The organism is Pseudarthrobacter sp. NPDC092202 (genome assembly GCF_044755505.1).
Classification (GTDB): Bacteria; Actinomycetota; Actinomycetes; order Actinomycetales; family Micrococcaceae; genus Arthrobacter.
Genome location: NZ_JBIVRG010000031.1, coordinates 1 through 10,212 on the forward strand (window position 1 = coordinate 1; position 10,212 = coordinate 10,212).

Below are 10,212 nucleotides of genomic sequence, written 5' to 3' on the forward strand. Positions count from 1 at the left end.
GACGCCCGGAACACACCCCTGCCCGCGGCGCATCATCTCGCACCGGTCACGCCAGGACGGCCAGCCGAAGGCTCATCGGTGGATCGAGGCTAAGTCCACGTAGCCGCTGCAGACGTAGTTGCCTTGCTGCCGGATTTCGATACTGGCCCCCGGCAGAAGCGTCCAGTCCTTGATGCGTCTCATGTCCAAAATTCAGTCGTCCTGTTCATTCTCGATGTCTACAAGTCGCAGTAAGCCTGCCCCGGAGGATCCGGGGCAGGCTTACTCCTCAGGGATAGGTTCCCCTAGCTGGCACGCTTTGTCAGTGCGCGTAGCCGGCCGCGGCTTCCGTGAGTGTTTTGCCCTTGGTCTCCGGGGCGAGCCACTGAGAGAGCGCGGCCCCGGCAAAGGCGACACCAGCGGCCATCAGCATCGTGGGACCTGCTCCGAGATTTTCCATGGACATTGGCAGCAGGAAGGTGCCGATGCCTGCTCCAACCCGACTGACGGCCGCCGCAAACCCTGTTCCGACCCCGCGGATCTCTGTGGGGAGGACCTCACCGGGGTAGACGTTCGTCAACGTGTTGTAGCCGGCGTTGAAGAACGAGAAGACCAGGAACAGGATCAGCACAATGAAGGCTGGCGCACCGGCCCACAGCCCGATGACTGCCAGGACCACGGCGCAAAGCCACTGCGGCGGCACCGTCAGGGCACGCCGTCCGATCTTTTCAATCAGCAGGAAGGTAACCACGACTCCGGCCAAGGCGACGGCGGAAAGCCCGACTCCCCCGGCAAGCCCGCCCGCCAGCCCGTACTGGTTCAAAACGCTGTCCGCGAACGTAGCGATTGCGAAATAGGGTGTCACCGCGCAGAACCAGAAGCCGGAGATAAAGAGGGTTGAACGCCAGTACTCCTTAGAGAACAACATCCCGAAGCTGCCTTTACGGACATCCTCGTGCTGAAGATCGTCGAGCGCATCATCAGGCATGTACTTCGCAGCAAGGATGCGCGCCTCGTCCTTACGGCCCACGCTCCACAGCCAACGTGGTGACTCGGGCATTCCGAGCCGGGCGAGGAAGATGGCCACTGCAATAAATGTGCTCGTTCCAAGGATGAAGTTCCAGCTCAGATCGGTGTATTCATTGAGCAGGTGGCCGGTCAGGAACGCGAGCATAAAGCCGCCGTACCAGGCGATCCCCATCGCGGCCATCAACCGCCCCCGCAGGTGCGAGGGTGAGAACTCAGCCATCAGGGGCCATCCAACCGCGTACTCGGTGCCGATTGCGATGCCCATCAGCAGCCGCACCACGACCAGCAATACCGGAGAATCGATGAAGAACTGCATTCCCGAAGCGATGGCGAACAATCCGATGTCGAACATAAAAATCGGCTTGCGGCCAAACTTGTCAGCGGCCCACCCACCAATTGGCGAGCCGATCAGGATGCCGACCAGGGCTGCCGCGGCGATCAGTCCCTGCCAAAAGGCAGTCAGTTGCAGGTCCTCGGCCATCGTCCCGGACACCGGTCCGATAATGCCCAGGACGTAACCGTCCAACACCATGCCGCCGATCAGGACGGTGACCATCCTGGTCAGGAACCGTCGTTTGCTGGCTGCTGAGGCACCGCCCGTATGGGCGGTTGGGTTCTTCATGGATGACATTGTCACTCCTGGTTAGCCTCGGTTGTACATGACGTGTTTGGTGCGGGAGAAGTCGTCCAGGGCGTAGCTGGAGAGGTCGCGGCCGTAGCCGGAGCCCTTGAAGCCGCCCCATGGCATTTCGGTGGCGATGACCAGGTGGGAGTTGACCCAGACGGTGCCGAAGTCCAGCTTCCGGGGAACCGTTAGCGAGCGTGCGGAATCCCTGGTCCACACCGAGGCCGCCAGTCCGTAGATGGTTTCGTTGGCGCGGGTGATGGCTTCCTCGTCGGTGCTGAACGTTTCCACCGACACCACGGGGCCGAAGATCTCGTTGCTGGTGATGGCGGCGCCGGCCGGGACGTTGGTGACCACGGTGGGTTCGATGAAGTAGCCGGGACCTTCGATGGCGTGGCCGCCGACGGCGATGGTCAGGCCGTCCTTGCGGACGTCGTCGAGTGCGGCGAGGACGCGTTCGTAGTGGGCTTTGGAGATCATGGAGCCGATTTCGGCGTCGTCGGTGCCGGGGGCGCCGATTGTGATCTCGCTGATCTCCCGGACCAGTATTTCGGTGAACTTCTCGGCGACTGATTCGTGGACCAGGACCCGGGTCGCGGCGCCGCACTCCTGCCCGCCGTTCCAGAATCCGGCGTTGCGGACGCCTTTGGCGGCGGCTTCGAGGTCGGCGTCGGCAAAGACGACGACGGGTGCCTTGCCGCCCAGCTCAAGGTGCACGCGCTTGACGGAACCGGCGGCGGCAGAGGCGACCTTCTGGCCGCTGCCCACGCTGCCGGTGATGGCCACCAGATCCACGTCGGGGTGCTCCGAGAGGCGGTTGCCCACGATGCGGCCGGGGCCGGTGACGATGTTGATGACACCGGCGGGAACCTCGGCCGCGATGAGTTCGGCCAGCTTCAGGGTGGTCAGCGGGGTCTGCTCGGAGGGCTTGAGCACGAGGGTGTTGCCTGCTCCCAGGACCGGGGCGATCTTCCACGCGGCCATCAGCAGCGGGTAGTTCCACGGCGTGATCACCCCGACGACGCCGACCGGCTCGCGGTGAACCACCGAGGTGTGGTTCTGGGCGTAATCGTCGGCGCCGAGCGTGCTGTAGGCACGGGCGGCGCCGGCGGAGAACCGGAAGGTATCGATGGCGCTGGAGATGTCGTCTTCTGCCACAGCCGCAGGCTTGCCGGTGTTGGCAGCTTCGAGGGTTTCGAACAGCTCACGGTTCGCCTCGATGATGTCAGCGATCTTCAGCAGGACAGCGGAACGGTCCCGGGGCGTCTTCGCCGCCCACGCGTCCTTGGCTGCCACGGCAGCGGCGACGGCGGCGTCCACGTCCTCAACTGTGCCGGCAGGGACCTGCGTCAGCACCTCCTCTGTGGCCGGGTTGACGATATCCACGGTTTCAGAGGAACTGGAGGGCGCGAATGCCCCGCCGATGAACTGCCCAAAAGGAGGAAAGGAAGGGGCCAGTGACGATTCAGCCCGGTGGACGGTGAACAGTGCAGTTTCTGTCGTCATGGTGTTATCCCACGTTCTGGTACAGGGCGGACACGGCCTGCTGGACGCGGGCCAGGTCGTCGGCGTTCAGGTCGGCGGTGGGGCGGCGCGGGGAGCCGGCGGGGAGTCCCTGCTGCGTGAGGCCAGCTTTGACGGCGGGAATGAACGGGACGGAGAGGAGCGCGTCGATGACCGGGTAGACGTTCTTCCAGAGATCCAGTGCGCCGGAAAGGTCGCCTTCGGCAATACGGCGGCTGACGGCAACGATTTCGTTGGGGACAACGTTGGCGGTGCCTGCCATGACGCCCGCTGCGCCTTCGACCAGGGCGCTGTAGAGGTAGACGTCCCAGCCGATGAAGGTGCCGATGACGTCGCTGTGGTGGTGGATCAGCTGCAGCGCCTGTTCCCAGTTCGCGCTGGAGTCCTTGATGTAGCGGATGTTGTCCACTTCCTCAGCCAGCGCACGGACGGTGGCCGGGTCCAGGTTCACGCCGGTCACGGCCGGGATGTTGTAGAGCATCACGGGGATGTTGACGGAGGTGGCAACGTCCTTGATGTACGTGACCGTCTCTTCCAGGGACAGCGGTTCGTAGTACGGCGTGATCAGCATCAGCACGTCGGCGCCCAGCTTCTCGGCTGCTTGGGACAGCCGGATGGCCTCGGCGGTGGAGGTGGCCCCTGTGTTGGCAATGACCGGCACCCGCCCGTTGGCCTGCTTGATGACGGTCTCGATCAGGAGCAGCCGCTCCTCAGAGGACAGGGCACCCACCTCACCGGTTGAGCCTGCGGCCACAACGCCGTCGACGCCGGCCTCGATGGAGCGGTCAACGATCTTCCGCAGGGTTTCGACGTCGATCGTCTCGTCTTTGTTGAAAGGCGTGGAGAGTGCGGTGAGGACACCGCTGAGGTTGTTGGACATGAGTCGTTCCTTCTTAAGTTCGGTGGGTAGTGCAGCTTGTTCAGGCAGGTCTTGCTAGGCCACGATCGACAGCCCGGTGTTCGACGGTGCCTGGCGGTGGGTGGCCAGCACGCTTGCGGCTTCCTGGGCTGCGGAGAACCCGGTGGTGATGGAACTTTCGGTGTACAGGGTTCCGAGGTAGTCGCCCGCGAGGAAGACCCGGTCGGTTCCGCGCATCAGGGTGGACTGGATCTTGGCACGGCCTGGGAAGCAGTAAGGGGAAGCGTTCTTCCAGCGGTCGACCTTGGCCTCGACGACGCTGTCGGAGAAGCCGTGGCCGAGGACCTGGTCGAGGTCGGTGAGGTGGGTCTTGATGACTTCCTCCTCGGGCTTTTCCAGCAGGGCACGGCCCAGGCTGGCCGGGGAGAACGTCATGAAGCTGCCGCCGGGCTTGCGCATGGACTCGGTCCCACGGACGATGCTCGCTTGGTTCAGCGCGATGGCGAACGAGCGCTTGGGCGCCGCAATGGCGTAGATGTCATCCCACGGCTTCGCGGTGGTTTCGTTGGTCAGGAATGCCGTGCTGACGTGCGGGCCGTACTTGATCTGGCCCAGTGCACCACGCAGCTCCTCCGGAAGGTCCACACCGATCTTGTGCGAGACATCGGCGGTGGTGGCCAGGACCACCGTGCGGGCCTCCACTTCGCGGTCGACGCCGTCCTGCCGGTACCGGACCACGACGGAGTCCTTCTTGTGGACTACTTCATAAACGGCGGCCCCGAGCTGGACGCGCTCACCCAGCGCCACTGCGATGGATTCGGTCAGGGTGGACGGCCCCCCGACGATGCCCTGGCTGAGCCCCTGCCCAAACCCAAGGACCAAACTGAAGTAGCCGATGCCGGCCCCGGCGGAAATTTCGTCCATGTCACCTGCGGAGCGGGTGACAGTCGTCTTGAAGAGGGCTGCGGCGTCTTCGGACAGGTTCCCGATGAAGTCCTGGAATGAGCTGTCATTCTCGAAGTCATAAATGCGCTGCTGTCGCATGGCGCCGGACTCCCCCGTCCGCTTCCGGACAACGCCGGTGTACTTGGCCACGCCGCTCACGACTTTCATGCCCGCACGAAGCGTGTCCACCCGGGATGCCAGGGACATCGGGATCCGGAACGGGTACGTTGCGATGTGCCCCTTCTTAATGAACTTTCCGTTCATCGACAGCCCCTGCAGGGAACCGGGGATCTGAACCGCCATAACACCCACCTCATTGAGGAGGGCATCGGTAGAGGATCCCGCGCCTGCGAAGACGTGCCCGCCCCAGTTCAGCCAGTAATTTCCCCGGCGTTCGGATCGGATCCGCCCACCTACACGGTCGCCGGACTCCAGAACGACCGTGTCCCAGTGCCGCAACCGCCAGGCTGCCGAGAGTCCGGCGAGTCCGCCGCCGACGATGACTGCGTCTTTCATGATTCCCATTCCTTGCTGTTGCTACTTGTCTTTGGGGTGCCGGAGGGGCCGCCGCGGCGGCGGCTTCTCCGGAAGTTTTCGGGCTTAGCCGACTGCGCGTTTCCTGCAGGGCTGGGGTCCCGGGCGCTTGCCGCCCCTTCCCCAGCAAGATCGCGCTTGCGCCGGTGTGACACAAACCACCATACGATGTGATCACAGATCACACAACCTTTTTCTGAAAGTTCCTGCCCTCTGCGGAAACGCGAGGACGGGACGCCAAAGGGCTTGGGCTGGCCGGCCGTATATTGGACTCGTGGTCATATCCAAGCGCGCCGAACCTACCCTGCTGACCGATCAGGTTTATGCGGTGATCCACGCCGCGATCCTGAGTGGGGACCTCCCCGCGGGCTCACGGCTGAAGGTCCGCGATCTGGCCGAGCAGGTGGGAACCAGCGTGATGCCAGTCCGGGAGGCGATCCGGCGGCTTGAGGAGACCGGCCTTGCAGAGCGCGAACCCCATAAGGGGGCAGTGGTCAAGAGCCTGAGCTTCGAAGAGCTCATCCACGTCTATGACGTTCGGCGACTGCTGGAAACCGAAGCTGCACGGTTGGGCAGTGAAAACGTCACGCCTGAGGACTGCGACAGGATGCAGTCAGAGTACGAACTGATGCGCAAGGCGATCGATGAGCGCCAGGTCATCGCCTTGCTTGATCACGACGAGGCGATGCTGGCCATCCTCTACGAGGCTGCCGGCAACCCGGTCCTCCTCCAGATGATCAGGGCGTTGTGGCAGCAGTGCCGGGCCTACAAGATTGTTGGTGCCCAGGGTTCCCTTGATGCCGAAAAGGACGACTCGTTGTGGAGGTACCAGCAGGATCTGGTGACCGCGGCCCGCAACGGCGAGCCGGCAGCCGCCGCAGCAGTGAACGAGGCATCCCTCCTCAATGCCCGCGAACGGATAAAGAGCAGGCTCGCCGAGCAGGTCGCTTCCTAGCGGTTGATGCCCCGCGGTCGGACTGAAATCTCTTTCGCCGGCCATCCCCACTTCATCGCTGCCGATTCCACCAGCGCAGCCCCTTTGAAGCCGCTGCTCTCCGTCTCCCCCTTCCTTTGCGGTCGAAAGGTATTTTAGTGATCTGTGATCACAGATCTAGACAAGGGGGAGTTGCGCTGGCTAAGGTGACATGCAGCACATGCAGTGACGTAAGCCACAATCTGTCCCGGCCCCTGACTACCCGGCCCACAGCAAGGCATGTCACGGACCAGCCGCAGGGCGATATGCGTCATTTATCCAAAGGAACCAAAAATGAGCTTCAGTTTTGGCACTAAGACTCCCCCGATCGCGCTCTCGGGCGAGGTTGTGGTTTCCGGGCTCGGCAAGAGCTACGGCACCAGCCGAGTGTTGTCCGATGTGAACCTGGTCATGAACGAGGGCGAGGTGGTCTCGGTCATCGGGCCGTCAGGGGCAGGCAAGAGCACCTTCCTGCGGTGCCTTAACTACCTTGAGACACCAACGGAGGGCACGATCGAAATCGGTGGCGCCCGCGTAGTCGCCGGCGGGAAACTGCCCGACAAATCCAGTCTCGACCACCTCCGGCGCGTCACCGGAATGGTCTTCCAAAGCTTCAACCTGTTCCCACACCTGACAGTCATGGAGAACATCACCCTGCCACAGCGGAAAGTGCTCGGTGCCAGCAAGGAACAAGCGGAGGAAGTCGCCAACAGGCTGCTCAAACGCGTTGGCCTTCCCGAAAAGGCCAAGGCCTATCCGGCCCGCCTCTCCGGAGGGCAGCAGCAGCGCATCGCCATCGCGCGGGCCCTCGCTCTGTCGCCAAAGGTCATGCTCTTCGACGAGCCCACCTCCGCCCTCGATCCCGAGATCGGCCTCGAGGTCCTGGCAGTCATGCGCGACCTCGCTGACGAAGGCATGACCATGCTCGTGGTCACCCACGAAATGCACTTCGCCCGCGACGTCTCCAATCGCATCATGGTGATGGGCGACGGCGGCGTACTGGAAATCGGTCCGAGCCAGCAGGTGATGTCGGAGCCGCAGAACGAACGCACCCGGCAGTTCCTCAAAGCCGTGCTGGACCGGTGAGACGACGATGATTGCAGAACTCCTGCCCGCCATCGCCCGGGGCGTCGGACTCACGCTCTACGTCACCGGCGCCTCACTGGTGATCGGCGGCATCATCGGTTTGGTCCTCGTAGGGGCCGCCCGCTCACCTCTTGCGATCGTCCGGGGCATCGCCACCCTGTACATCAATGTGGTCCGGGTCATCCCGCCGATTACCTGGCTGTTCCTGATCTACTTTGGCCTGCCCCAGTTCGCGCTGAAGCTGACAACGATCCAGGCAGCAATCATCGGATTTTCCGTGATTGCCTCGGCATTCATGGCCGAGATCTACCGCTCGGGACTGCTCAGCATCCCCGATGGCCAGCGCGAAGCCGCCCACGCGCTCGGGCTGAGCACAGTAACCACCGTCCGGCACATCATCACCCCCCAGGCGTTCCGTGTCGCACTGCCCGCGATCGCCACCTACGGCATCGGGCTGCTGAAGGACTCGGCCCTGGCATCCACCATCGGCGTCCGGGAAATCACCTACTACGCCCAGCAGGCCGCGAAACAAACACATGAAGGTCTTTTGTCGTTCATCGTCGCCGGTGCGCTGTACATCGTGATCAGCCTCGTCGTTGCCCTCGTCGCCCGGCGGACCGACCTCGTGCTGCGCAAGAAGATCGGAGTGGCATGATGGACATCCTCACGCAGTGGCTCGGATGGCTGCCTAACCTCACCCCCGGACTGCTCGTCAGCCTCCAGTTGACCGGACTCTCGCTGCTCTTCGGCTTCCCGCTCGGCTTGCTGTTCGCCGTGATGGCAGCGTCCAAACTTGCACCCCTGCAGTGGATTTCGTTCCTGTTCGTCGAGGTCGGGCGGGGGCTGCCGGCCCTGGTCCTGTTGTACCTGCTGTATTTCAGCCTTCCCGATGCCGGCATCACCCTGACATCGCTGACCACAGCAATCATCGCCCTGACCTGGAACACCGGCGCCTACGCCTCGGAGTACTTCCGCGCCGGACTGGCCGCGGTACCACTGGGACAAATAGAAGCCGCACTCACCTCCGGACTCCGCGGCTGGACCGGGTTCCGCATGATCATCCTGCCGCAGGCACTGCGGATCTCCACCCCGCCCCTGGCCGGACTAGCCGTCCTTGTCTTCCAAGGCAGCGCACTCGCATTCGTGATCGCGGTACCGGAACTGATGTCCAAAGCCTTCGAAATCGGATCCATCACCTTCGAATACCTCAGCGTCTACACACTCACCGCAGTGATCTACGGATCCCTCACCCTCGTCTTCCTCGGCCTCGTCCGGGTGCTCGAACAGCGCCTCGGACGCCACCTCCAACGCAACTGAATCCCCTCTACCCTCCAGGGCAACCCGCCCACCCCACAACAAAGGACACACCATGACGCAAACACGTCGTACTCTCGTGCGCGCACTTTCGGCCGGCACCGCCGCCGGCCTGCTCGCCATCTCCCTCACCGCCTGCGGCGGCAGTGACACCGCCGGCAGCGCATCCGACTGCACCCCGGCACATGAGGGCCTGACAACCATCACCGAAGGCGAACTCACCGTCGCAAGCTACGACTACGCACCCGCTACCATCCTGGACGGCGAAAACGTCACCGGCATGGAAGGCGACCTGATCAACGAAATCGCCAAACTCGAATGTCTCAAGGTCACGGTCACCACCTCCGGCGGCGCCGGCGCAGTCATCCCGTCCGTGCAGTCAGGACGCGCCGACATCGGCTCCGGAAACTGGCTGCGCACCAAGGAACGCACAAAGATCGTCTACATGAGCACCCCACTCTGGAGCGATCCGCAGGCCATCGTCTCCACGACCGGCCTGACCAGCGACAACCTCGAAGGCAAAATCGTCGGCTCGGTCGCCGGCAACCTCTGGAATGACAGCATGCAGAAGTGGCTGGGAGATAACTTCAAGATCTACCAGGACGACGAATCCATCTACGGAGACCTCAAAGCAGGCCGCATCGATGCCCTCGTGGCATCCGCCGCATCCGCCAACTACCGGTTCAAAGAAGCCCCCATCGAGGGCGTCCAGGTGATCGACGTCAAGCCCAACCCGAACGTCCCCCAGTTCGCCGCCGTAGGCCAGGTCATGCTGCCGTCCAGCCTTGAGAACGACACCCTCGGCAAGGCGCTGGACGAAGACATCCAAAAGCTCCGCGAAGACGGCACCATCAAGGAACTCCTTGAGAAGTACGGGGTCGATGCCAGCGTCGGCGAGCCGGGCGCACCCAGCGAGCTCTGACCGCAGCGTCCATCCACACCAGGGCGACGTCGGACATCCGTCCGGCGTCGCCCTGGCAGTGACTAACAAGCGCCCCAATTCTTAGTGTTTCAAAGCAGGCAAAGGAGCATGCACATGAGCGGGACCATTGTTGTAGGGGTCGACGGCAGCGCAACAGCCAGAAAAGCCGCAGAGGCCGCAAGGGACCTGGCCACGGCACTAGGTGCGACCCTCCACGTCGTGTCAGCCTACGACGCCGAGCATTCAGAATTCTTCAGCAGCGGTAGCGACAAATGGCTGATATCAGATGCTGACAAGGCCGAACACGTCGCAAGGACCGTGGCGGACACCTTAGCCTCGATCCACCGATGAGCCTTCGGCTGGCCGTCCTGGCGTGACCGGTGCGAGATGATGCGCCGCGGGCAGGGGTGTGTTCCGGGCGT

Annotated in this window: 9 protein-coding genes and 1 pseudogene; 6 read left to right on the top strand and 4 right to left on the bottom strand. The window is 63.3% G+C overall.

Going from position 1 to position 10,212, the window contains the following annotated elements; genetic code table 11:
• Nucleotides 1-301 precede the first annotated feature (301 nt).
• The 4 genes from ACIQF4_RS21020 to ACIQF4_RS21035 all read right to left on the bottom strand — a co-directional run bounded on the left by ACIQF4_RS21020 (nucleotide 302) and on the right by ACIQF4_RS21035 (nucleotide 5,477).
• The gene (locus tag ACIQF4_RS21020; protein ID WP_400517858.1) at nucleotides 302-1,564 is read right to left on the bottom strand and encodes an MFS transporter; all 1,263 of its coding nucleotides are present in this window, start codon (nucleotides 1,562-1,564) and stop codon (nucleotides 302-304) included.
• A gap of 87 nt (nucleotides 1,565-1,651) precedes the next feature.
• Entirely contained in the window at nucleotides 1,652-3,139 is a 1,488-nt protein-coding gene (locus ACIQF4_RS21025; protein ID WP_400517857.1) for an aldehyde dehydrogenase family protein, read from the bottom strand.
• A gap of 4 nt (nucleotides 3,140-3,143) precedes the next feature.
• The gene (gene dapA, locus ACIQF4_RS21030) at nucleotides 3,144-4,037 is read right to left on the bottom strand and encodes a 4-hydroxy-tetrahydrodipicolinate synthase (protein WP_400517856.1); all 894 of its coding nucleotides are present in this window, start codon (nucleotides 4,035-4,037) and stop codon (nucleotides 3,144-3,146) included.
• A gap of 54 nt (nucleotides 4,038-4,091) precedes the next feature.
• Nucleotides 4,092-5,477 carry a protoporphyrinogen/coproporphyrinogen oxidase gene (locus ACIQF4_RS21035; RefSeq protein WP_400517855.1) on the bottom strand — a complete coding sequence of 462 codons (1,386 nt, stop codon included), beginning with the start codon at nucleotides 5,475-5,477 and terminating at the stop codon, nucleotides 4,092-4,094.
• A gap of 292 nt (nucleotides 5,478-5,769) precedes the next feature.
• On the opposite strand from ACIQF4_RS21035, the gene ACIQF4_RS21040 reads away from it, so the two are divergent.
• From ACIQF4_RS21040 to ACIQF4_RS21065, 6 genes and pseudogenes are all read left to right on the top strand, one after another.
• Nucleotides 5,770-6,450, top strand: a complete 681-nt coding sequence (locus tag ACIQF4_RS21040; protein ID WP_400517854.1) for a GntR family transcriptional regulator — start codon at nucleotides 5,770-5,772, stop codon at nucleotides 6,448-6,450.
• A gap of 312 nt (nucleotides 6,451-6,762) precedes the next feature.
• Entirely contained in the window at nucleotides 6,763-7,554 is a 792-nt protein-coding gene (locus ACIQF4_RS21045; RefSeq protein ID WP_400517853.1) for an amino acid ABC transporter ATP-binding protein, read from the top strand.
• Nucleotides 7,555-7,561: 7 nt separating this feature from the next.
• Entirely contained in the window at nucleotides 7,562-8,209 is a 648-nt protein-coding gene (locus tag ACIQF4_RS21050) for an amino acid ABC transporter permease (protein ID WP_400517852.1), read from the top strand.
• Complete coding sequence (locus tag ACIQF4_RS21055; RefSeq protein ID WP_400517851.1) at nucleotides 8,206-8,871, top strand: amino acid ABC transporter permease; 666 nt, start codon at nucleotides 8,206-8,208, stop codon at nucleotides 8,869-8,871. The genes ACIQF4_RS21050 and ACIQF4_RS21055 overlap by 4 nt, the downstream gene beginning before the upstream one ends.
• A gap of 52 nt (nucleotides 8,872-8,923) precedes the next feature.
• Complete coding sequence (locus ACIQF4_RS21060; protein WP_400517850.1) at nucleotides 8,924-9,790, top strand: substrate-binding periplasmic protein; 867 nt, start codon at nucleotides 8,924-8,926, stop codon at nucleotides 9,788-9,790.
• 114 nt (nucleotides 9,791-9,904) lie between these two features.
• Nucleotides 9,905-10,123: pseudogene (locus tag ACIQF4_RS21065) on the top strand (universal stress protein); the annotation flags it as partial.
• Nucleotides 10,124-10,212 lie beyond the last annotated feature (89 nt).